Origin of the sequence: Kitasatospora sp. NPDC094019, assembly GCF_044764505.1 — a bacterium.
Taxonomy (GTDB): Bacteria; Actinomycetota; Actinomycetes; order Streptomycetales; family Streptomycetaceae; genus Kitasatospora.
Genome location: NZ_JBIWIF010000008.1, coordinates 367,178 through 388,933, shown reverse-complemented (window position 1 = coordinate 388,933; position 21,756 = coordinate 367,178). Strand labels below are relative to the sequence as shown.

General features: G+C 72.6%; 16 protein-coding genes. 8 read left to right on the top strand and 8 right to left on the bottom strand.

Annotation, left to right across the window (positions count from 1 at the left end; genetic code table 11):
- Positions 1-556: 556 nt before the first annotated feature.
- Positions 557-1,285 (top strand): class I SAM-dependent methyltransferase, encoded by a 729-nt coding sequence (locus ACIQ9P_RS20875; RefSeq protein ID WP_402358028.1) that lies wholly within the window; start codon positions 557-559, stop codon positions 1,283-1,285.
- Between the two features lie 110 nt (positions 1,286-1,395).
- Positions 1,396-3,297: a SpoIIE family protein phosphatase gene (locus ACIQ9P_RS20870; protein ID WP_402357854.1), complete on the top strand. Its 1,902-nt coding sequence runs from the start codon at positions 1,396-1,398 to the stop codon at positions 3,295-3,297.
- Positions 3,298-3,357: 60 nt separating this feature from the next.
- Here the strand turns inward: ACIQ9P_RS20870 and ACIQ9P_RS20865 are convergent, their stop codons facing one another.
- Complete coding sequence (locus ACIQ9P_RS20865) at positions 3,358-5,556, bottom strand: MMPL family transporter (protein WP_402357851.1); 2,199 nt, start codon at positions 5,554-5,556, stop codon at positions 3,358-3,360.
- Positions 5,557-5,716: 160 nt separating this feature from the next.
- Between ACIQ9P_RS20865 and ACIQ9P_RS20860 the strand changes: the two genes are divergently transcribed.
- Positions 5,717-6,340 (top strand): TetR/AcrR family transcriptional regulator, encoded by a 624-nt coding sequence (locus tag ACIQ9P_RS20860; RefSeq protein WP_402357848.1) that lies wholly within the window; start codon positions 5,717-5,719, stop codon positions 6,338-6,340.
- A 56-nt stretch (positions 6,341-6,396) separates the two neighbouring features.
- On the opposite strand, the gene ACIQ9P_RS20855 is transcribed toward ACIQ9P_RS20860, so the two are convergent.
- Positions 6,397-7,350: a LysR substrate-binding domain-containing protein gene (locus ACIQ9P_RS20855; RefSeq protein WP_402357845.1), complete on the bottom strand. Its 954-nt coding sequence runs from the start codon at positions 7,348-7,350 to the stop codon at positions 6,397-6,399.
- Between the two features lie 192 nt (positions 7,351-7,542).
- Here ACIQ9P_RS20855 and ACIQ9P_RS20850 point away from each other — a divergent pair, with 192 nt between their 5' ends.
- Together ACIQ9P_RS20850 and ACIQ9P_RS20845 are read left to right on the top strand one after the other, a co-directional pair.
- The gene (locus tag ACIQ9P_RS20850; RefSeq protein ID WP_030397082.1) at positions 7,543-8,094 is read left to right on the top strand and encodes a peroxiredoxin; all 552 of its coding nucleotides are present in this window, start codon (positions 7,543-7,545) and stop codon (positions 8,092-8,094) included.
- Between the two features lie 3 nt (positions 8,095-8,097).
- Positions 8,098-8,640: an alkyl hydroperoxide reductase gene (locus tag ACIQ9P_RS20845; protein ID WP_266271271.1), complete on the top strand. Its 543-nt coding sequence runs from the start codon at positions 8,098-8,100 to the stop codon at positions 8,638-8,640.
- A 69-nt stretch (positions 8,641-8,709) separates the two neighbouring features.
- Here ACIQ9P_RS20845 and ACIQ9P_RS20840 read toward each other — a convergent pair whose 3' ends face one another.
- The 4 genes from ACIQ9P_RS20840 to ACIQ9P_RS20825 form a co-directional block, all read right to left on the bottom strand.
- On the bottom strand, positions 8,710-10,173 hold the full coding sequence (locus ACIQ9P_RS20840) for an AI-2E family transporter (RefSeq protein ID WP_402357841.1): 1,464 nt from the start codon (positions 10,171-10,173) through the stop codon (positions 8,710-8,712).
- A 527-nt stretch (positions 10,174-10,700) separates the two neighbouring features.
- Positions 10,701-11,471, bottom strand: coding sequence for a transglycosylase SLT domain-containing protein (locus tag ACIQ9P_RS20835; RefSeq protein WP_402357838.1), 771 nt, complete (start codon positions 11,469-11,471; stop codon positions 10,701-10,703).
- Between the two features lie 456 nt (positions 11,472-11,927).
- Positions 11,928-13,262 carry a PhoH family protein gene (locus tag ACIQ9P_RS20830; RefSeq protein WP_402357835.1) on the bottom strand — a complete coding sequence of 445 codons (1,335 nt, stop codon included), beginning with the start codon at positions 13,260-13,262 and terminating at the stop codon, positions 11,928-11,930.
- A gap of 269 nt (positions 13,263-13,531) precedes the next feature.
- Positions 13,532-14,326 (bottom strand): isoprenyl transferase, encoded by a 795-nt coding sequence (locus ACIQ9P_RS20825; protein WP_402357832.1) that lies wholly within the window; start codon positions 14,324-14,326, stop codon positions 13,532-13,534.
- 417 nt (positions 14,327-14,743) lie between these two features.
- Here ACIQ9P_RS20825 and ACIQ9P_RS20820 point away from each other — a divergent pair, with 417 nt between their 5' ends.
- A complete protein-coding gene (locus ACIQ9P_RS20820; protein WP_402357829.1) occupies positions 14,744-16,363 on the top strand; it encodes a chitinase in 1,620 nt (539 codons plus the stop codon).
- Positions 16,364-16,522: 159 nt separating this feature from the next.
- On the opposite strand, the gene ACIQ9P_RS20815 is transcribed toward ACIQ9P_RS20820, so the two are convergent.
- Entirely contained in the window at positions 16,523-17,242 is a 720-nt protein-coding gene (locus ACIQ9P_RS20815; RefSeq protein WP_402357827.1) for a prepilin peptidase, read from the bottom strand.
- A gap of 151 nt (positions 17,243-17,393) precedes the next feature.
- Between ACIQ9P_RS20815 and ACIQ9P_RS20810 the strand changes: the two genes are divergently transcribed.
- Positions 17,394-18,188, top strand: coding sequence for a hypothetical protein (locus tag ACIQ9P_RS20810; protein ID WP_402357824.1), 795 nt, complete (start codon positions 17,394-17,396; stop codon positions 18,186-18,188).
- Between the two features lie 111 nt (positions 18,189-18,299).
- Complete coding sequence (locus tag ACIQ9P_RS20805) at positions 18,300-19,514, top strand: pyridoxal phosphate-dependent aminotransferase (RefSeq protein ID WP_402357821.1); 1,215 nt, start codon at positions 18,300-18,302, stop codon at positions 19,512-19,514.
- Between the two features lie 213 nt (positions 19,515-19,727).
- Here the strand turns inward: ACIQ9P_RS20805 and ACIQ9P_RS20800 are convergent, their stop codons facing one another.
- Entirely contained in the window at positions 19,728-21,554 is a 1,827-nt protein-coding gene (locus ACIQ9P_RS20800) for a phosphoenolpyruvate carboxykinase (GTP) (protein WP_402357817.1), read from the bottom strand.
- Positions 21,555-21,756 lie beyond the last annotated feature (202 nt).

The window sequence follows — 21,756 nt, the reverse complement described above, 5'->3', positions numbered from 1 at the left end:
TTCCCCGGCGCTGGACTCCACTGTGCACCGCGCCGATTGACGTTCGATAAACGCCGGCTTGTCGGCCCTCGGAGCGACAGAACCGCAGGTCGGCGGGGTCGAATCGGCCTCCCGAACGGCGTGCGCGCCCCGGACGCACCACCTCCGCCCGCGCCCCGTGCTTCCGGGGAGGGGGATGCCGTCGGCCAACCGCCACGAGTTGGCCGAAAACGGACCCCATGGCGGAGTGATCACGCATATTCTCGGATTCCAGTACACACACAAGTGCACTTCTCCGGTGGAGCATCCGGCAAAAGTCAGCGCGGCGGCGCCCCCGCAGTGCAGAGTGTCCCTGTGCAAAGAGTCTGTGCAAAGTGTCAGAGTGCAGTCAGCGTGGCAATGCAGTCAGTGTGACGCGGGGAGCGTGACGTACCGCCACCGGCAGCGGGCCGGCGGGGCAGCGCGGGCGCCGGGAGGAGACGGCGGTCCTGCCCCGCGCCTCGTCCAGCCGACCGGAGGCCCGGCCGAAAGGTGCCTCTCAATCGTGACGACCGGACAGATATCGGATCCGTTCCCCATCGACGAGGACGCGGGCGGCGGTCCCGACGTCCTGCGCCGCCGGGCCGCGCGCGCCCTCCAGGCGGTCGCCTTCGACACGATCGGCACCGGTTACGCGGAGGCGTTCCCCTCCAAACACGGCCAGCTGGCCTGCGGGCGCCGGCTGCTGGCCCGGCTGGAGCCGGGGGCCACGGTCCTGGACGTCGGCTGCGGCAGCGGCGAACCGACCGTCCGCCAGCTGGTCGCGGCCGGGCTGCGGGTCACCGCCGTGGACCTGTCGGACGTGATGCTGACGCTGGCCCGGGAGGCCCACCACCCCGGCCCGCACCCGCCGGCCCTGCACCGCATCGACATGTACGACCTCGCGGACGAGCGCGCCGACTCGGCCTGGAACCTGCCGCAGCTCGGGCCCGCCGGGCGGGGCACCTTCGACGCCGTCACCGCCTTCTTCTCCCTGATCCTCCTCCCCCAGGACGAGATCCCGACCGTGCTGGCCCGGCTGCGCGCCCTGCTGCGGCCCGACGGACTGCTGGCGCTGGGTATGGTCGAGGCGGACCTGGACCACGTGCCGCTGCCCTTCCTCGGGCGGGAGCTGCGGATCAGCGGGTACCTGCGGGAGGATCTCGAACGGGTCCTGCTGGACGCCGGGTTCGTGATCGAGGAGCAGGAGGGACGTCCCTACGCGCCGGCCAGCACCACGCTGCCGCCGGAGGAGCAGCTCTTCCTCCGCTGTCGGCGGGTCGGCTGACGGCCGGTCGGCACGCGCCGGACCCCGGCGGCACCGACGGACCGGAGCACGACCGCACACCACAGACCAGATACAGGCCCCAGACCGTACCGATCCCAGGACAGGCACCCGTGCGCGACCAGCTCAATCCCGAGGCCGGACAGCCGCCTGCCCTGCCGATCCCGCGCCGTCCGCCGTCGCCCCCGTCCCCACCCCCGGACCCGGCCGGGTCCGCGCCGCAACCCGGGCCCGAGCTCCGGCCGGAGCCGCAGCCCCGGCCGCCGGACCGGGTCGCCGAGCGCCTCGCCTACCTCGACTCCGCGACCCGGCGGATCAACAGCGCGCTCGACCTGGCCGCCACCCTGCGCAACGTCGGCCGGGTGCTCGTCCCCGCGCTCGCCGACGCCGCCGTCGTCCACCTGCGCGACCCGCTGCCCAACGTCGAACGCGAGCCCGGCTTCCCCGAGCAGCTGCGGATCCACCACAGCCAGGGCACCCGGCTGGGCCGGCGCGGCCGCCCGGCCGGCGACGACCAGCGCGACCGCTACGGCGACCGCTACGGAAGCCGGTACGGCGCGCGTTCCACCGCCGACCCCGGCCCGGCCACCCCGGTCACCCGCGGCGGCGCCCTCGCCCACACCCTGCTCAGCCGCCGCCCCGCCGAACCGGTGGTGCTCGGCTCCGCCGAGGACGGCGGCAATGCCCGCACCACCGAGCTGCTGCGCGAGCTGTACGGCGCCCGGGGACTGGCCAGGCTCAGCCCGGGCACCTCGGTGCTCGCCCTGCCGCTGCGCGGCCGCAAGGCCGTGCTCGGACTGCTGGTGCTGATCCGGCGCCCGGAGGAGAAGAGCGGCCGGCCCGGCTTCGACGCCACCGACACCGCGACCGCCACCCACCTCGCCACCCAGGCCGGACTGGCCGTGGACACCGCGCTGCGGTACGCCCGGGAGTGGGAGATAGCCAACGAGCTCCAGCGCAGCATGCTTCCGCTGCGCCTGCCGCAGCCGCACGGCGTCCGGCTCGCCCAGCGCTACCTGCCCGGGGAACGCGGCGCCCAGGTCGGCGGCGACTGGTACGACGCGGTGCCGCTGCCGGGCAACCGGGTCGCGCTGATCGTCGGCGACGTGATGGGCCACTCGCTCACCTCGGCCGCCATCATGGGCCAGCTGCGCACCAGCGCGCAGACCCTGGCGGCCCTCGACCTGCCGCCGCACGAGGTGCTCTACCACCTGGACGAACAGGCCCAGCGGCTCGGCCGCGAACAACATCTGGCAACCTGCGTCTACGCCGTCTACGACCCGATCGCCAACCGGGTGGTGCTCGCCAACGCCGGGCACGTACCGCCGGTGCTCGTCCAACCGGACGGCACCGCCGAGCTGCTCGACCTGGAGGCGGGCGCGCCGATCGGCGTCGGCGGAGTGGACTTCTCCTCCGTCGAACTGCCCGCACCGCCGGGATCGGCCCTGCTGCTGTTCACCGACGGCCTGGTGGAGACCCGCAGCCGACCGCTCAGCGACGGTCTCGAACTGCTCCGCGCCCGGCTCTCGGGCGCCCTGCGGCACGCGCCCGAACACCTCTGCCAGGAGGCGCTGCGGATCCTGCCGCCCGGGGACCGGGGCGACGACATCGCCCTGCTCGCCGCCTGCTTCGACGGCATCCCGGCCGGGGACGTCGCCCACTGGTACCTCCAGCCGCGCAACGAGACGCCGGGGCGGGCGCGCCGGCTGGCCGCGCACACCCTGCGCCGGTGGGGGCTGGAGGAACTGTCCGAGGCCACCGAGCTGATGGTCAGCGAGCTGGTCACCAACGCCGTCCAGCACGCCACCCGCCCGGTGACGCTGAGCCTGGTCCGCACCACCCGGCTGCGCTGCGAGGTCGGGGACGACAGCCCGCTGCTGCCCCGGCCGCGCCGGGCCGGGCCGGACGACGAGCGCGGACGGGGCCTGCAGATCGTGGCCCGGTGCGCCGAACGCTGGGGCGCGACCCGGCTGGGCACCGGCAAGGTGGTCTGGTTCGAGCAGCGGCTGCCGTAGCGGACGAGGGGCCGCCCCGGCACGGTACGCCGGTGCGGCCCCTGGCCCTGGCCCCGCCTCTCAGACCCGCTCCGGCACCTGCCCCCCGGCCCGCTCGGCGTCCGCGCCGGTCGCCGGCTCCAGCCGGGCCATGAGCCGCTCGCCCTCCATGTCGACCCGCGGCACCACCTTGTCCAGGCTCTTCGGGAACCACCAGGCCGCCCGCCCGAACAGCGTCATCGCGGCCGGCACCAGGGCCATCCGCACCACGAAGGCGTCCACCAGCACGCCCACCGCGAGCGCGAAGCCGATCGGCTGGACGATCGGGTCGTGGCCGAAGACGAACGAGCCGAACACCGCGACCATGATCAGCGCGGCCGCCGTGACCACCCGGGCGCCGTTCTTCACCCCGGCCACCACCGCCTCGCGCGGCTCCGCCCCGTGCGCGTGGTGCTCCTTCATCCCCGAGACCAGGAACAGCTCGTAGTCCATCGCGAGCCCGAACAGCACCCCGATCAGCAGGATCGGCACGAAGCTGACCACCGGGCCGACCTTCGGCACGTCGATCAGGCCGTCCAGCCAGCCCCACTGGTAGACCGCGACGACGGCGCCGAGCGAGGCCGTGATGGAGAGCAGGAAGCCCGCCACCGCCTTCAGCGGCACCAGGATCGAGCGGAAGGCGAGCGCCAGCAGCACCAGCGCGATGCCCACGATCACCGCGACGAACGGCGGCAGCGCGTCGCTCAGCTTGGCGGAGACGTCGATGTTGGCGGCCGTGGTGCCGGTGACGTCGATCCGCGCGCCGGTCTCCGTCTCCAGCGCGTCGCGCTGGTCGCGGATGTCGGTGACCAGCTGCCGGGTGTCGGCGTGGTCCGGGCCGGTCTTCGGAATGACCGGGAGGAGCGCGGTGCGGCTCGGACCGTCCAGCTGCGGCGGGAGCAGCGTTTGCACGCCGGGCAGCGCGCCGAGCCGCCCGGCCACGCCCTGGACCGCCTGCTCCGGCTGCGCGGCCCCGGCGGCGTCGACCACCACGACCAGCGGCGCGTTGAAGCCGGGGCCGAAGCCGTGGTCGACGAGGTCGTACGCGGTGCGGGCGTCGGTGCCCTTGGCCTGCGACCCGCCGCCCGGCAGGCCGAGGGTGAGGCTCGCGGCCGGCACGGCGAGCGCGACCAGGGCGGTGAGGCCCACCAGCAGCACGGCGAGCGGACGGCGCACCACGAAGCCCGCCCAGCGCTCGCCGATCGTCGTGCGCCCGGTGGTCCGGCGCCGCCGTACCGGCAGCCGGTCGATGCCCCGGCCGACGAAGCCGAGCACGGCGGGCAGCAGGGTGACCGCCACCAGGACCGCGACCACCACCGCCGCCGAGGCGGCCAGGCCCATGACGGTCAGGAACGGCACCCCGGCGACGGCCAGCCCGGCCAGGGCGGCGACGACGGTGAGGCCGGCGAACACCACCGCGCTGCCGGCGGTCGCGTTGGCGCGGGCGGCGGCCTCCTCCGGCTCCAGGCCCTCGGCGAGGTGACGCCGGTGCCGGGAGAGGATGAACAGGGCGTAGTCGATGCCGACCGCCAGGCCGACCATCAGCGCCAGCACGGGCGCGGTCGAGATGACCTCGAACGAGCCGGCCACGGTGAACACCCCGGCCATCGCGATCCCGACCCCGACCAGCGCGGTGACCAGCGGGAGTCCGGCCGCGACCAGCGAGCCCAGGGTGACCACCAGGACCAGCCCGGCCACGATCAGACCGATCACCTCGCCGCCGTCGACCTGGGCCATCTTGTTGTAGGCGTCACCGCCGAAGGCCACCGTGACGCCCGCCGCGCGGGCCGGGTCGGCCGCCGCCCTGACCGCGTCGCGCTGCTGGTCGGTGATGTCGCCGAGCTTGCTGTCGAAGGAGACCAGTCCGAGCGCGACCGTGCCGTCCGGGGAGAGCGCGCCGGAGGCGTACGGGTCGGGGATGCCCGCGACACCGGGGACGGCGGCGATCCGGGTGACCGCCTCGCCGACCGCCCGGGCGGCCCCGGGGGCGGCGATGCCGCCGGGCGCGTCACTGCGGAAGACCACCTGGGCGGAGCCGTGGCCCTGGGCCGGGAAGGTGTCCTTGATCCGGTCCAGGGTGGCCTGGGCCTCGGTCCCGGGGACCTTGAACTCCTCGGTGGTCCCGCCCCCGAAGGCCGCCGCGCCGCCGCCGATCGCGATCAGCAGGGCGAGCCAGACGGCGAGGACGGTTCGTCTCCGGCGGAAGCAGAGGCGGCCCAGGCGGTACAGGTACGTGGCCATGCGTGCACCTTCGATCGGGTCGTTCGGGCAGGCGGACGTGCGGTGCGCGATCGTCCCGCCCACCGTACGCGCAACCTTGTCACCTGACAAAGTCGAGCGACGCGAACATGCGACGAGATCATTCGATCCGGTTGTCCGAACATGGCGATACCCTGGCCCAATGGCTCATGTCCCGGCCGCCGAACGGCGCCCCCAACTGATCCAGGCCGCGATCGACCTGATGGCCCGCGAGGGGATCGCCGCGGGCAGCACCCGCGCGATCGCGGCCGAGCTGGGCGTGGCACAGGCGACGGTGCACTACACCTTCGGCACCAAGAAGGACCTCTACCGGGCCGTCGTCGAGCAGCTGACCGCCGAGTTCATCGGCCAGGTCCGGGCCTCGGCCCCCGCCGAGGGCCCGTTCGGCGAGCAGGTCCGGACGATGGTCCACGCCCTCTGGAACAGCGCCGTCGGCGAGGACGGCAAGTGCGCGCTGATCACCGAGTTCTCGGCGATGGCGCTGCGCGACCCGGACCTCCAGGAGACCATGCGGGCGCTCCAGCACGAGATCGAGGACACCGCCGCCGCGCTGCTCACCGGGCTCGCCGCGGCACACGGGCTGGCACTGCCGCTGCCCGCCCGGGAGGTCTCGGTGTACTTCCTGGCCGGCTTCAACGGCCTGACCGACCGCTACCTCGTCCTCAAGGCCGCCGGCGAGGACCCCGAGGCGGAGTCCCGCCGGACGCTCGACCTGCTCGTCGCCACCACCGTCGGCCTCTGCCTCGGCGCGGCCGCGCGGCCCTGAGCGGAGCCGGCGACCACAGGGGCGGCCACCGGCCGCAGGGGCGGTCACCGGCTCCGTCAGGGCTGGACGATCCGGACCGGCAGCTCGGCCAGCACCTCGCGCAGCGAGGCCGCGAAGCGGTCGTACTCCGCACTGCGGGCCGAGCCCGGCCGGGCGGCGAGCCCGATCCGGCGCCCGGGCGCGGGCGCGGCGAAGCGCACGGCGGCCAGCCGGTCGGCCCGCCCCGCCTCGACGTCCAGCGCGGTGGCGGGCAGCAGGGTGACCCCGAGACCGCCGGCCACCAGCTGCACCAGGGTGGACAGTCCGGCCGCCCTGGTGGTGGAGCCGCCGGGGTCGGCGCCGACCTCGCGGCAGATGTCGAGGGCCTGGTCGCGCAGGCAGTGGCCCTCCTCCAGCAGCAGCACGTCCAGGTCGAGCAGCACGTCGCGGGCCACGTCCACCTGCCCGGCCAGCTCGTGGTCGGGCGGGGTGACCAGGACGAAGTCCTCGTCGAAGAGCGGGATGTCCCGGGTCGGCGAGGACCCGCCGGCCGGCAGCGCGAGCAGCAGGACGTCCAGCCGTCCGGCCGCCAGCCCCTCCAGCAGCGAGGGCGTCCGTTCCTCGTGGACGTGCAGCTCCAGCTCCGGGTAGCGGCCGCGGACCAGCCGCAGCACGGTCGGCAGCAGGTACGGGGCGACGGTCGGGATGACGCCCAGGTGCAGCGGCCCGGTGAAGGGCCGGCGGCCGGCCTCCACCTCCTCGGTGAGGGCCTGCAGCGAGGCGAGCACCCGGCGTGAATGTTCCAGCACACGCTCACCCAGGGGAGTGATCATCACCCGGCGCGTCGTACGCTCGACGAGCTGCGCGCCCAGCGACTCCTCCAGCGCCGCGACCGCCCCGGAGAGGGCCGGCTGACTCGTACCGGTGGCCGCCGCGGCCTCCCGGAAGTGCCGGTGCTCGGCCACCGCGACGAAGGCCCTGAGCTGGGCCACCGTCGGCGAGCGGGGGGCGCGCGAGGTGGCGTTCCCCACAGCCGCGTCGGGTTTACGGGCGGGAGCCCTGCGCCGGACGGGGCGGGAGGGGGGCGTGGGGCTGTTGATAACTCTCTCCGATCAGTCACATCGAGTGTAGCTATTTCCCTGATCAGTCCACGATGTGGAATGGTGGAGACCGTTCCGCAAACCGGACAAACTCCCCTCAGTCTCACTTCAGGAGAAGCGAACGTGCTCACGATCGGTGACAAGTTCCCCGAGTTCGAACTCAACGCCTGCGTCGACCTGGACGCCGCGAACGCCTTCGCCGAGATCAACCACAAGTCCTACGAGGGCAAGTGGAAGATCGTCTTCTTCTGGCCGATGGACTTCACCTTCGTCTGCCCGACCGAGATCGCCGCGTTCGGCAAGCTGAACGACGAGTTCGCCGACCGCGACGCCCAGATCCTCGGCGTCTCCGGCGACTCCGAGTTCGTGCACCACGCCTGGCGCAAGGACCACAAGGACCTCCGCGACCTGCCGTTCCCGATGCTGGCCGACGTCAAGCACGACCTGATGCGCGCCTGCGGCGTCGAGGCCGCGGACGGCACCGCCCAGCGCGCCGTCTTCATCGTCGACCCGAACAACGAGATCCAGTTCGTCATGGTGACCGCCGGCTCCGTCGGCCGTAACCCGAAGGAGGTCCTGCGGGTGCTGGACGCCCTGCAGACCGACGAGCTGTGCCCCTGCAACTGGACCAAGGGCGAGGACACCCTCGACGCCCAGGCCCTGCTGGCCGGCTGACCCATGGCTCTCGACGACCTGAAGTCCGCCCTCCCGGACTACGCCAAGGACCTCAAGCTCAACCTGGGCTCGGTCATCGGCAACTCCGACCTCCCCGCCCAGCAGCTGTGGGGCACCGTGCTCTCCTGCGCGATGGCCACCCGCAGCCCCGCCGTGCTGCGCGAGCTGGAGCCCGAGGCCAAGGCCAACCTCTCCCCGGAGGCGTACAACGCCGCCAAGGGCGCGGCCGCGGTCATGGGGATGAACAACGTCTACTACCGGACGCTGCACCTGCTCTCCGACAAGGAGTACAGCAGCATGCGGGCCGGTCTGCGGATGAACATCATCGGCACTCCCGGCGTCGAGAAGGTCGACTTCGAGCTCTGGTGCTTCGCGGTCTCCGCGATCAACGGCTGCGGCCAGTGCCTCGACTCGCACGAGGCCGTCCTCCGCAAGGCCGGCGTCGACCGCGAGGTCGTCCAGGCGTCGATGAAGATCGCCGCCGTGCTCCAGGCCGTCGCCGGGGTCCTCGACTCCGAGGCCGCCCTGGCGGGCATCACCGCCTGACCCGCACCACCCTCGAACGGGCCCCGTGCCCCGGACTCACGTCCGGAGCGCGGGGCCCGTCGTGGTAGGTCAGGGGGTGGGGGGATGGGGGCGGGTGGCGGCTTCGCGGGCGGCTTCCAGGGCGGTGAAGACGGCCTGGCCGGCCTCGTTGCGGCGGCGGAGGTGGGTGACCACGGTGTTGGTGACCGCGATCAGGGGGACGGCGACGATGGCGCCGCCGATGCCGCCGATGATCGATCCGGCTGCCACGCCGAGGACCACGCCGAGCGGGTGGACCCGGACGGCGCGGCCGAGGATCAGCGGCTGGAGCACATGGCCCTCGATCTGCTGGACGGCGATCAGCACCACCAGCACCATCAGCGCCGTCCACGGTGTCGTGGTGACGAGCGCGATCAGGACCGCGACGGTGCCGGTGACCAGTGCGCCGACCAGCGGGACGAAGGCGCCGAGGAAGATGATCACGGCGAGCGGCAGTGCCATCGGGACGCCGAGCAACTGGATCCCGACCCCGATGCAGACCGCGTCGATGAACGCCACGCAGACGGTGCCGCGGACGTAGGCGGTGAGCGTGGCCCACGCCTTGGGGCCGGCCCCGGCCATCGCGTACCGGGAGTGCCTGGGCAGGCCGCGCAGGGCCCAGTTCCAGATCCGCTCGCCGTCGTAGAGCAGGAAGAAGGTGGTGAAGAACGCCAGCAGGACGGCGGTCAGCACCTCGACCGCGATCTGCGCGCCGGTGAGGCTGGCGGAGGTGATCTGCTCGCTGTTGGTGCTGATCGCCTTGGTGATCTGGTTGGCGAAGTCGGTGATCTGCTGCTCGGTCAGGTGCAGCGGCCCGGTGATCAGCCAGTCCCGGAGCTGGTCGACACCCGCCTTGACCTTGCTGGTGACGGTCTCCAGGTTGGTGGTCACCTGCCAGACCACGAACCAGCCGACCAGCCCGATGCCGGCCAGTCCGCTCATGAACACACCGCCGGCGGCCAGTGAGCGCGGGACCCCGTGCCGGCGCAGCCAGGAGACGGTGGGCTCCAGCAGCGCCGAGATCAGCAGCGAGGCCAGCACCGCGAAGGCGACCAGCCGCAGCATGTCGACGATGTAGAAGACGACGTAGAGCGCGGCGCCGAGCAGCAGCAGCCGCCAGGTGGACTCGGCGGCGACCCGCAGGCCCCACGGCACCGCCTCGGCGGGGGTGGCGGGCCGGCCGAAGTGGCCGTGCGGGGGCAGCGGGGCGGCGGCGGGGCCGGGGACCGGGGCGGCCGCGGCGACGGGAGCCGCCACCGGCGCGGGGGCGGGCGCGGCGGCCACCGGGACCGGCGCGACGGCACCGCGCGGCCCGGGCAGCGGCCGGTCGGCCGCGGCCGGCGCCGGATCCACCTGGTCGATCCGGTCCTGTTCCAGCCGGTGCGTCCGGTGCGGAGGTTCGTGGAAGTCGGCCGCCATCGCGGCCCGTCGGCGCCGCTCGATGACGGCGGCCGCGCTCGCCACCACGGCCATGCCCTTGGCCACGGCCTTGAATGCCTTTCCGCCCCGCGCCATGCTCGCTACCACTTCTCCCCGCCGGAGCCGCCCGGTGCGGCGGCACGCCGTGGTCACGCCACGGCCGTCAGGGATAGACGCTACCCGGCCGCGGTGCGATGAGTCCGCCGGGTGAGCGGGATCCGCGCGGGTTCTTGCGGCGGGGCGCCGGACGGCCGGGGGGTGGTTCCGGGGCGAACCGGGAGGTTCCGGGTGGTTTCAGGCACGGGACAGTGGGGAGGAGTCGGGCGGGAACCAGGAGCCGCCTGTCGGCGGACCGGCCGGGCGGGGAGTCACCAGGACCCCTCCCCGTCCCCGCGTCCGCACCAGGACCGCACCGCCCGTGGGCGCACTGGTCAGCGCGTCCGGGCGGCGCGGCCCGCCCGGACGAGAGCGGACGAGACCGACCCGACGGCGGCGCTCGGACAACAGCGGTCGGACGGCAGCGACCGAGCACACCGGTCCCCGAAGGCAGCGCCGCACGACAGAACGCCGCGGCCCCCGATGGTGATCGGGGGCCGCGGCGGACGTTCGTGGTACCGGTCGGCCTAGTACCAGTGGTGCGACTGCCAGAACGACCAGGCGCCACAGGGGCTGCCGTAACGGCTGTTCATGTAGCCGAGACCCCACTGGATCTGGGTGGCCGGGTTGGTGCGCCAGTCGGCGCCGGCCGAGGCCATCTTGGAGCCGGGCAGCGCCTGGACCAGGCCGTACGCGCCGGAGCTCTTGTTGGTGGCGGTGTAGTTCCAGCCGCTCTCGCGCTTCACGATCTGGCTGAAGCACTGGAACTGCGCGTCACTGCCGATGATCTGCTGGGCCAGCTCCTGCACCGAACCGGGGCTGACCGAAACCGGCGGCGTCGACGGGGTGCTGTCGGTGGCGGCCATCGCCGAACGCGCCTTGGAGCGGTTGGCGGCGGCCTCGTCGGCCTTCCGCTTCTCCTCGGCGGCCTTCGCGGCCTTCTCCGCCTCTGCCTTGGCGGCCGCGTCGGCGGCCTCCTTGGCGGCGGCGTCGGCCTTCGCCTGCGCCTCGGCGGCGGCCTGCTGGCGCGCTGCCTCTTCGGCGGCCTTCTGCTCGGCGGCGGCCTTGGCGGCGGCGTCGGCAGCGGCCTGCTGGGCGGTCGCCTGCGTGCCGATGTTGTCGCTGATGGTCTGCGCCTGGGCGCCGGAGGGGACTTCGGCAAGCAGCGTCGCGCCGGCGACATCGACCGTCTGCGTCGTCTTTGCCTCGCTGCCCGCGCCCATACCAACCACGGCGCCGACAGCGGTGACGGCGGTGGCGGAGGCGACAGCGACTCCCCGGACCGAGATCCGAGTCACATGGATTCCTTCCAGCATCGCCCACGCGTGACCGTACGGGCGCAACATGCCCCTTGGCGCTGCCCTCCGTACGGTGCTGGTCACGGGAGGTGCTGACCCGGCGTCCGGCCGAGGTGAGGCGGCTGGGCGTTGTGATCGGGCGGCGTACGGCTCAGGTCTTCAATTGTGCGTCCACTGACCGGAGTTGGTGGACCGTCCGGGCCGGACCCCCGGTCTCCCGGAAGCCCTGCCATGCCGTACGCGGGGCCTGACAGAACCCTCACCATGCCGCACCGGGCACTGTCGACGCAATTCCCTGTTGCGTGGCGGATGTCACATTCACCGTACTGGCGTTCACCGGACAGAAAGCACGCGATGTGATGAATGGGACAGGGGCCCGCTCCGTCAGAAGCGGGCCCCGAACCGGGAATTGACTGTTCTGTCACCAATTGCCCAGGAACGTCCGGATAGTCCGGATCAGGGCTGGACGTCCTCCAGCATCTCCGTCACCAGCGCCGCGATCGGCGAGCGCTCCGAGCGGGTCAGCGTGATGTGCGCGAACAGCGGATGCCCCTTCAGCTTCTCCACCACCGCGACCACGCCGTCGTACCGGCCGACCCGGAGGTTGTCCCGCTGCGCCACGTCGTGGGTGAGGACCACCCGCGAGCCCTGGCCGATCCGGGACAGCACCGTCAGCAGGACGTTGCGCTCCAGCGACTGCGCCTCGTCCACGATCACGAAGGCGTCGTGCAGGGAACGCCCTCGGATGTGGGTGAGCGGCAGGACCTCCAGCATCCCGCGGGAGATGACCTCCTCGATCACGTCCGGGGTGGTGACGGCGGACAGGGTGTCGAAGACCGCCTGGGCCCAGGGGCTCATCTTCTCCGACTCGGAGCCCGGCAGGTAGCCGAGCTCCTGGCCGCCGACCGCGTACAGCGGCCGGAACACCATCACCTTGCGGTGCTGCTGGCGCTCCAGCACCGCCTCCAGGCCGGCGCACAGCGCCAGCGCGGACTTGCCGGTACCGGCCCGGCCGCCCAGCGAGACGATGCCGACCTCCGGGTCGAGCAGCAGGTCCAGCGCCACCCGCTGCTCGGCGCTGCGCCCGCGCAGGCCGAACGCCTCGCGCTCGCCGCGCACCAGCCGGACCCGGCCGTCGCCGGTGACCCGGCCGAGCGCCTTGCCGCGCTCGGAGGTGAGCACCAGTCCGGTGTGCACCGGCAGCTCGTCGACGCCCGCGACGTCCACCCCGGCGTCGTGGCCGGCCGCGAACAGCGCGTCCACGTCGTCGGCGGGGACGTGCAGCTCGGCCATGCCGGTCCACCCGGAGGTGATCGCGAGCTCGGCCCGGTACTCCTCGGCGAGCAGGCCCACCGAGGACGCCTTGATCCGCAGCGGGAGGTCCTTGGAGACGACGGTGACGTCGTACCCCTCGGCCTGGAGGTTGCGGGCCACCGCCAGGATCCGGGTGTCGGCCTCGCCGCCACCGACCCGGTAACCGGCCGGCAGTATCGAGGTGTCCGAGTGGTTGAGCTCGACCCGGATCGAGCCGCCGAGCTCGCCGACCGGGATCGGCTCGTCGAGGCGCCCGAACCGGATCCGGTAGTCGTCGAGCAGCCGCAGCGCCTGGCGGGCGAAATAGCCCAGCTCCGGGTGGTGCCGCTTGGCCTCCAGCTCGGTGACCACGACCACGGGGAGGACGACCTCGTGCTCCTCGAAGCGGGTCATGGCGAGCGGGTCCGCCAGCAGCACGCTGGTGTCGAGAACGTACGTGCGCCGGTCTGGTGTCCGGCGGCTCTTGGAACTGACCACTAGGCCTCCAGGGCGGATGACCCTGCGTCATCCGCGGCAAGCCGGCCCCGCTGCCCCGGTGGCCTCGGAGCCGGTCTGATCGGAGTATTCCCAGGCGGGGGGCGGTGCATTCGCGCCCCCGGAGAACTGACGGATCATTGCGGATGAACGTTTGGCCTCGCCCTGCCACCGGGTAGGCCAGCTCTTACGGCGGTCAATCCCGGGCACCCCCCGCGGCGCCGTTCCCCGCAGCGAGGAGCACCGCTCCCGCCACCCGCCCGCGCCCTCCGTCAGAGGCCGAGCCGCCGGTTGCGCTGCTCGAAGGCGCGCAGCGCCCGCAGGAAGTCCACCTTGCGGAAGGCCGGCCAGTACGCCTCGCAGAAGTAGAACTCGCTGTGCGCGCTCTGCCAGAGCAGGAAGCCGGACAAGCGCTGCTCGCCCGAGGTGCGGATGACCAGGTCCGGGTCGGGCTGCCCCTTGGTGTACAGGTGTTCGGCGATGTGCTCGACGTCCAGGACCTCGGCCAGCTCCTCGATCGAGGTGCCCCGGCCGGCGTGCTCCTGGAGCAGCGAGCGGACGGCGTCGGCGATCTCGTGCCGGCCCCCGTAGCCGACGGCCACGTTGACCGTGATGCCCTCGATGGCCGCGGTCTCGTCGGCGGCGCGCTTCAGGACGTCGGCGGTGTGCTGCGGCAGCAGATCCAGCGCTCCGACCGGGTTGACCCGCCAGCGGCGGGCGGCGGCCAGGCCGGTGACGGCGTCCTCGATGATGCCGAGCAGCGGGACCAGCTCGTCGGCCGGACGGGAGAGGTTGTCGGTGGAGAGCATCCACAGGGTGACGACCCTGACGTGGGTCTCGTCGCACCAGCCGAGGAACTCGCTGATCTTGTCGGCGCCGCGCTGGTGGCCGTACGCGGTGGAGCCGCCGGTCGCCTTGGCCCAGCGGCGGTTGCCGTCGAGGATCACCCCGATGTGGTGCGGGGTCCGGGCGAGGTGCACCTCGACCCGGCGACCGTAGAGGCCGTACATCCCGTCCAGCAGGACGCGCAGACCCGGCGTGCGTTCGACGACATCGCGCAGACCCATGGTTTTCGGCCCCTCCGTGCTCACTTCAGCGGGTGCTTCAGAACCCCCGGCGCAGCCTACTCCCGCGCTGTGGCGGCAGGGAAAGCCGCAGGTCGCGGGAGGGTCACGGTCATGTGCGGACTCTGTCGCCGCCGGCCCGGCGCGGGTGGCCGGAAGGTACCCGCGCGGCGCCCCGGGGTCGGCCGGGGGAACGCCCGGCGGCCGGATACGGAACGGTCTCTGCTTCCTTAAGGAATCCGTAAGCCGACGGTTCAATGCTTGACGACCCCCAATGGTCTAGTCCAGCTTTTGTGCCAGGGCGGAACGGAGTACCGGAACCGCCCCTCCCAGGCAGTACTGCGGACCTCCCCTCCCCCACACGCGGCCGCCGCGCCCCCCACCGCGGCGGCCGCTCCTCCCCCACAGGAGCGCACCTCCATGGCCCGTACGCTGAACCGCCCCGCGTCGCACAAGCGCCGCCGCGGCCCCGTCCCGGCCCTCGCGGCCGGCGCCACCGCCCTGGCCCTGGCCGGCACCGGCCTCGCCCTCTTCGCCGGTGGTGCCAACGCGGCCGCCGGGAACCTCGTCGCCAACGGCGGCTTCGACGGCTCGCTGGGCGGCTGGACCTGTACCGGCTCCGCGAGCGCCGTCACCACGCCGGTCCACTCCGGCTCGGGCGCGCTGCAGGCCACCCCGGGTGCGGCGGACACCGCCGAGTGCACGCAGACCATCAGCGTGCTGCCCAACACCAGCTACACCCTGAGCGCCTGGGTCCAGGGCCCCTACGTCTACCTCGGCGCCCGCGGCACCGGCGGCACCGACCCGAGCAGCTGGTCCAACCAGAACAGCTGGAACCAGCTCTCCTCCACCTTCACCACGGGCGCGAGCGCCCGCAGCGTCACCGTCTACCTGCACGGCTGGTACGGGCAGAGCGCCTACCTCGCCGACGACGTGGTGCTGAGCGGCCCGGGCGGTACCCCGAGCCCGACCGCCACCCCCACGGTCACCCCCACGCCGACGCCCACGGCGACCGCCACCCCCACGGCGACCACGACCCCGACCGCGACCGCCACCCCCACGGCGACCGCCACCCCGACCCAGACCGCCACGCCGACCGCGACCCCCACCGCGACCAGCACCGGCAACCCCACCACCGGTCTGCCCAAGCACGTCGTCACCGGTTACTGGCACAACTTCGACAACAAGGGCAACAACCTCCAGAAGCTGAGCGACGTCCAGAGCGCCTACGACATCATCGCGGTGTCCTTCGCCGACTCGGTCGCCAACCGCCCCGGCGCCATCACCTTCAAGCTGGACGCCGAGCTCTCGACCGGTCTCGGCGGCTACACCGACGCCCAGTTCCGCGCCGACGTGAAGGCCAAGCAGGCGGCCGGCAAGAAGGTCATCCTCTCCATCGGCGGCCAGAACGGCGCGATCTCGGTCAACGACGCGGCGGCCGCCCAGTCCTTCACCGACACCGCCTACGCGGTGATCAAGGACTACGGCTTCGACGGCATCGACATCGACCTGGAGAACGGGGTCAACGCGACCCACATGGGCAACGCCCTGCACAGCCTCCAGTCCAAGGTCGGCCCCGGCTTCGTCCTGACGATGGCCCCGGAGACCATCGGGATGTACTCGACCGCGGGCGCCTACTTCCAGCTGGCGCTGAACACCAAGGACATCCTGACCGTCGTCAACACCCAGTTCTACAACTCGGGCGGCATGAACGGCTGCGACGGCAAGGTCTACACCCAGGGCACCATCGACTTCATCACCTCGCAGGTCTGCACCCAGATCCAGGGCGGCCTGCGGCCCGACCAGGTCGGCATCGGCGTCCCGGCCTCCAGCAAGGCGGCCGGCGGCGGCTACGTCGCGCCGAGCGTCGTCAACAACGCGCTGGACTGCCTGGCCACCGGCAAGAACTGCGGCAGCTTCGTCCCGCCGGCCAAGTGGCCGACCATCCGCGGCGCGATGACCTGGTCCACCAACTGGGACTCCGTCAACGGGAACTCCTTCTCCAACACGGTCGGCCCGTTCGTCCACCAGATGCCGTAACCCCGAGGACCTCCCCCCACGGCGCGCCTCCCCTTGAGGGTGGGGCCGGCGCGCCGCGCCGGGCCCGCCGTACCCGACCGGTACGGCGGGCCCGTCCGCTTTCCTCCGATGGGCCCGGCCGCTCTCCTCCGGCGGGGACGGACGGGCCCGCCCCTCGCCTCAGCCCGAGTACCCGAGCACCGCCACCAGGGTGCCGAGCAGCAGGAACGGACCCAGCGGGACCTCCCGGCCGCGCACCGGCCGGCGCCGCACCAGGGCCACCAGCAGGACGCCGACCGACCAGAGCCCGGCCAGCAGCACGAAGGCGGCCAGCCCGGCCAGCGCGGCGGACCAGCCGTAGCGGCCGAGCAGCGCCCCGAGGCCGAGCGCGAGCACGGTGTCCCCGGGGCCCATTCGCCCCAGCTGCACCGGGATTTCGAACAGCGCCCCGGCGGCGAGCGCCACCAGCAGACAGCGCAGCAGCGTCCCCGGGCTGCCGTCGGCCAGCTCCAGCACCGTCAGCAGCAGCGCCAGGCCCGCCGCCAGCGTCCAGGTCAGCGGGTAGGGGAGCCGGTGCACCCGGGCGTCGGTGAAGCCGAGCACCACACCGGGACCGGCCAGCCAGAGCAGCAGCACCGCGTCCGCCGGGTGGGCCGCGGTGAGGGCGGCGGCGGCCGCCGCGGCGGTGACCGCCTCCACCCGCCAGGGGCCGGGGCCGAGTCCGGTCCGGCAGCCCGGGCAGCCGCCGGTCGGGGGCAGACCGCGCAGGGCCCGCCCGCAGGCCGGACAGGCCAGGCACCACGGCTGCTCCTCGGGCACGGCGTACCGCACCACGAGCCCGCGCAGGGCCGGTGCGACCAGCACCCCGGCCAGGACCGCCCCCAGCACGATCGCGATCACGGCTTGCCCCCTCCTCCTCCGGTGACGGTACGATCCGGCAGGTTCCGCTCCGGAACCGGCCGGACACCGTCCGCGTCCGACACTGACGGCGGCTCGGATCCTCGGTTCCGCGGCGCCGCACCGACCACATCATCCACGGGGGAGATACACCATGACGAAGCTTCGGCACACTCTGCGCGCGGCCGTTCCGGTGGCCGCGCTCGCGCTCGCGCTGACCGCCTGCGGTCCGGAGAACAGCGACCCGGCGGTCACCGCCGCCCCGACCGGCGCCCCGGCGGGCGGCGGCACCGCCGCTCCCACCGGTGCCGCTCCCACCTCGGCCCCGGCCGGCGGGATCACCGCGGCCCCGACGGCCGCCGCCCCGACCTCGGCCCCCGCGGGCGCCGCGGCCGGCGGCGCGACCGGCGGCGCGACCGGCGGCGGCAGCCCGACCGCGGGCGGCCTGCCCTCGGCCGCGACCAGCGGCAACCCGATCGGCGGGGCGAGCGGCGGCGGCAGCAAGATCACCTTCGACAACCCGCTCGCGCTCACGGCCACCGGCAGCTACCTCGGCAAGACCAAGGCCGACGTCACCCCGGTCTCGGTGGTCAAGGGCACCGCGGCCGAGATCGCGTCGTACAACTGGAAGCCGGCCGACACCGCGGGGAAGACCCCCTACTACGTGACGGTCAACTTCACCAACAAGACCGGCGCCCCGCTGCAGGACGAGTACTTCATGATGCGGTTCAAGGTGCAGACCGAGCCCAAGGGCACCGGCATCCTGTCCGCCCCGACCATCCTGCGGTCGATCCCGCAGTGCGACAGCGGCAAGAAGCCGGGCACCCTGGCCGACGGCGAGACCCAGCAGCAGTGTGCCGTCTATCTCGTTCCGGACGGCACCCCGCCGCAGTTCCTCGTCTTCGGGAGCGTTCTGGACACCCAGCCGCTGATCTGGAAGGCCAGCTGACATCTCCGCCTCCCGATCGAAGGGGTAGCGGAACCGCGACGTCCGGGCGGTCCGGCGGGTGTCCCACGACACGCGCCGGGCCGCCCGTTCGTGCCCCTAAAGTAGGCAGGCATGCAGGTCATCCAGTCCAGCAAGCTCGCCAATGTCTGCTACGACATCCGCGGTCCGGTGCTCGACGAGGCGATGCGGCTGGAGGAACAGGGCCACCGCATCCTGAAGCTGAACACCGGCAATCCCGCGCTGTTCGGCTTCGACGCACCGCCGGAGATCCTCCAGGACATCCTGCGCAACCTCTCCTCGGCGCACGGGTACGGAGACTCCAAGGGCCTGCTCTCCGCCCGCCGCGCCGTGGTGATGCAGTACGAGGAGCGCGGGCTGCACGGCCTGACGGTCGAGGACGTCTTCCTCGGCAACGGCGTCTCCGAGCTGATCCAGCTCGCGATGACCGCCCTGCTGGACGACGGTGACGAGGTGCTCGTCCCCGCGCCGGACTACCCGTTGTGGACGGCGTCCGTCTCGCTGGCCGGCGGCACCGCCGTCCACTACCGCTGCGACGAGCAGTCCGACTGGTACCCGGACCTCGCCGACGTCGAGGCCAAGGTCACCGACCGGACCAGGGCACTGGTGGTGATCAACCCGAACAACCCCACCGGCGCGGTCTACCCGCGCGAGGTGCTGGAGGGACTGGTCGGGATCGCCCGCCGGCACCAACTGGTGATCTACGCGGACGAGATCTACGACAAGATCCTCTACGACGACGCCGAGCACGTCCCGCTGGCCACCCTGGCCCCCGATCTGTTCTGCGTCACCTTCAACGGCATGTCCAAGGCGTACCGGGTGGCGGGCTTCCGCTCGGGCTGGATGGTGCTCTCCGGGGACCGCTCCCGGGCCCGCAGCTACATCGAGGGCCTCACCGTGCTGGCCTCGATGCGGCTGTGCGCCAACATGCCGGCCCAGCACGCGGTGGCCGCGGCGCTCGGCGGGCGGCAGTCGATCAAGGACCTGGTGCTGCCCGGCGGGCGGCTGCTGGAGTCCCGGGACGCCGCGTACCGACTGCTCAACGAGATCCCCGGGGTCAGCTGTGTGAAGCCGAGGGGCGCGCTGTACGCCTTCCCCCGGCTGGATCCGAAGGTGTTCAAGATCAAGGACGACGCCCGGATGGTGCTCGACCTGTTGCGCGCCGAGCGGATCCTGCTGGTCCAGGGCTCCGGCTTCAACTGGCCCGAGCCGGACCACTTCCGGCTGGTGACGCTGCCGCGCGCGGAGGAGATCACCGACGCGGTCACCCGGATCGGCGTCTTCCTGAGCGGCTACACCCAGCCCTGACCGGCTGCACCCGGCCCTGACCCCGCCGCACCCGGCCCTGGTCGGGCCGCGCTCCGGGGTGTCCGGGAAAGGGCTACGGCCGGAGTCCCGGTCGGGCGATCTCCTTGGTCGGGGAAAGATCGTCCGTCGGGGCTCCGGCCGTCCTGTCGCTGACCGGTGCGCTCGTTTCGTGCGGCGCGCCGGTCTCTCTACCGCTCCTGCTGAGGCTCAGGCTCAGCCGAGGCGGGCGACCAGGCTTCGGTACTCGTCCCACAGCTCGGCGGGCGTGTGCTCACCGAACATCTCCAGGTGGGCCGGGACGAGCGCGGCCTCCTGACGCCAGATGTCGGCGTCGACGGTGAAGAGCAGGTCGATGTCCTCCTTCGACAGCTCCAGACCCTCCAGGTCGAAGCCCTCGACGGTCGGCAGCACGCCGATCGGCGTCTCGACGCCCGCGCCGTCGCCCTCCAGCCGCTCGACGATCCACTTGAGCACGCGGCTGTTCTCGCCGTAGCCCGGCCAGACGAACTGTCCGTCGGCGTTCTTGCGGAACCAGTTCACGTAGTAGATCTTCGGCAGCTTGGCGGCGTCCGCCGCGGCGCCGATCTTCAGCCAGTGCGCGAAGTAGTCGCCCATGTTGTAGCCGCAGAACGGCAGCATCGCGAACGGGTCGCGACGCAGCTCGCCGACGGTGCCCTCGGCGGCGGCGGTCTTCTCGGAGGCGATGTTGGCGCCGAGGAAGACACCGTGCTGCCAGTCGAAGGACTCGGTCACCAACGGGACGGCGGTGGCCCGGCGGCCGCCGAACAGGATCGCCGAGATCGGCACACCCGCCGGGTCCTCCCACTCGGGAGCGATGGTCGGGCACTGCGCGGCCGGGACGGCGAAGCGGGCGTTCGGGTGCGCCGCCGGGGTGCCGGACTCCGGCGTCCAGTCGTCGCCCCGCCAGTCGATCAGGTGGGCCGGCTTCTCGTCGGTGAGGCCCTCCCACCACACGTCGCCGTCGTCGGTGAGGGCGACGTTGGTGAAGACGGTGTTGCCCCAGAGGGTGTCGATCGCGTTGGCGTTGGTGTCGACACCGGTGCCCGGCGCGACGCCGAAGAAGCCGGCCTCGGGGTTGATGGCGTACAGGCGGCCGTCGGCGCCGAAGCGCATCCAGGCGATGTCGTCGCCGATCGTCTCGACCTTCCAGCCCGGGACGGTGGGCTGGAGCATCGCCAGGTTGGTCTTGCCACAGGCCGACGGGAAGGCCGCGGCCGCGTACTTGACCTCGCCCGACGGCGGGGTGAGCTTCAGGATGAGCATGTGCTCGGCCAGCCAGCCCTCGTCGCGGGCCATGGTCGAGGCGATGCGCAGCGCGTAGCACTTCTTGCCCAGCAGGGCGTTGCCGCCGTAGCCGGAACCGAAGGACCAGATCTCGCGGCTCTCGGGGAAGTGCGAGATGAACTTGGTGCTGTTGCACGGCCACGGCACGTCCGCCTGGCCCTCGGCCAGCGGGGCGCCGACGGTGTGCACGGCCTTGACGAAGTCGCCGTCCTCGCCGAGCTGGTCCAGCACCGCGCGGCCCATGCGGGTCATCACGCGCATCGACACCGCGACGTAGGCGGAGTCGGTGATCTCGACGCCGTAGGCGGCCAGCGGCGAGCCGACCGGGCCCATCGAGAACGGGACGACGTACATGGTGCGGCCCTTCATGGCGCCGCGGAACAGGCCCTGCTGCCCCTGGAAGATCTCCCGCATCTCGGCGGGGGCCTTCCAGTGGTTGGTCGGGCCGGCGTCCTTCTCCTGCTCGGAGCAGATGAAGGTGCGGTCCTCGACCCGCGCCACGTCCGTGGGGTCGGAGGCGGCGTAGTAGGAGTTGGGTCGCTTGTCCTCGTTGAGCTTCTTGAAAGTGCCCTGGGCGACGAGCAGGTCCGCGAGGCGCTGGTACTCCTCCTCGGAACCGTCGCACCATTCGACGCGGTCCGGCTGGGTGATCTCCGCGATCTCGCGCACCCACGCCAGCAGGCGCTGGTGGCGGGTCGGCGCGGCGCTGAGAGCAGCCGAGTTCTCGTTCGACACGATCGCTCCGTTTCACGCCATCCCGGCGGGGAGACGGCGTAGCGGGGGTTGAGGGTGCTTGCAGCGTAGCTCCGCACCTTGGGCCGGAACGCGGCAAGAAGGCAAAGTTGACGCATCTTTTACTACAGTAAGGATGATTACCAGCCAGTAGCAGGATGCTTCGAAGGGCTTCGGACCCCCTCGACCCCCTCCGCCAATACTC

Bases quoted from the DNA above. Each gene is read 5' to 3' on its own strand.
- ACIQ9P_RS20865 (WP_402357851.1), bottom strand. From the start codon at position 5,556: ATGGCCACGTACCTGTACCGCCTGGGCCGCCTCTGCTTCCGCCGGAGA.
- ACIQ9P_RS20860 (WP_402357848.1), top strand. From the start codon at position 5,717: ATGGCTCATGTCCCGGCCGCCGAACGGCGCCCCCAACTGATCCAGGCC.
- ACIQ9P_RS20845 (WP_266271271.1), top strand. From the start codon at position 8,098: ATGGCTCTCGACGACCTGAAGTCCGCCCTCCCGGACTACGCCAAGGAC.
- ACIQ9P_RS20840 (WP_402357841.1), bottom strand. From the start codon at position 10,173: ATGGCGCGGGGCGGAAAGGCATTCAAGGCCGTGGCCAAGGGCATGGCC.
- ACIQ9P_RS20825 (WP_402357832.1), bottom strand. From the start codon at position 14,326: ATGGGTCTGCGCGATGTCGTCGAACGCACGCCGGGTCTGCGCGTCCTG.
- ACIQ9P_RS20820 (WP_402357829.1), top strand. From the start codon at position 14,744: ATGGCCCGTACGCTGAACCGCCCCGCGTCGCACAAGCGCCGCCGCGGC.
- ACIQ9P_RS20810 (WP_402357824.1), top strand. From the start codon at position 17,394: ATGACGAAGCTTCGGCACACTCTGCGCGCGGCCGTTCCGGTGGCCGCG.
- ACIQ9P_RS20805 (WP_402357821.1), top strand. From the start codon at position 18,300: ATGCAGGTCATCCAGTCCAGCAAGCTCGCCAATGTCTGCTACGACATC.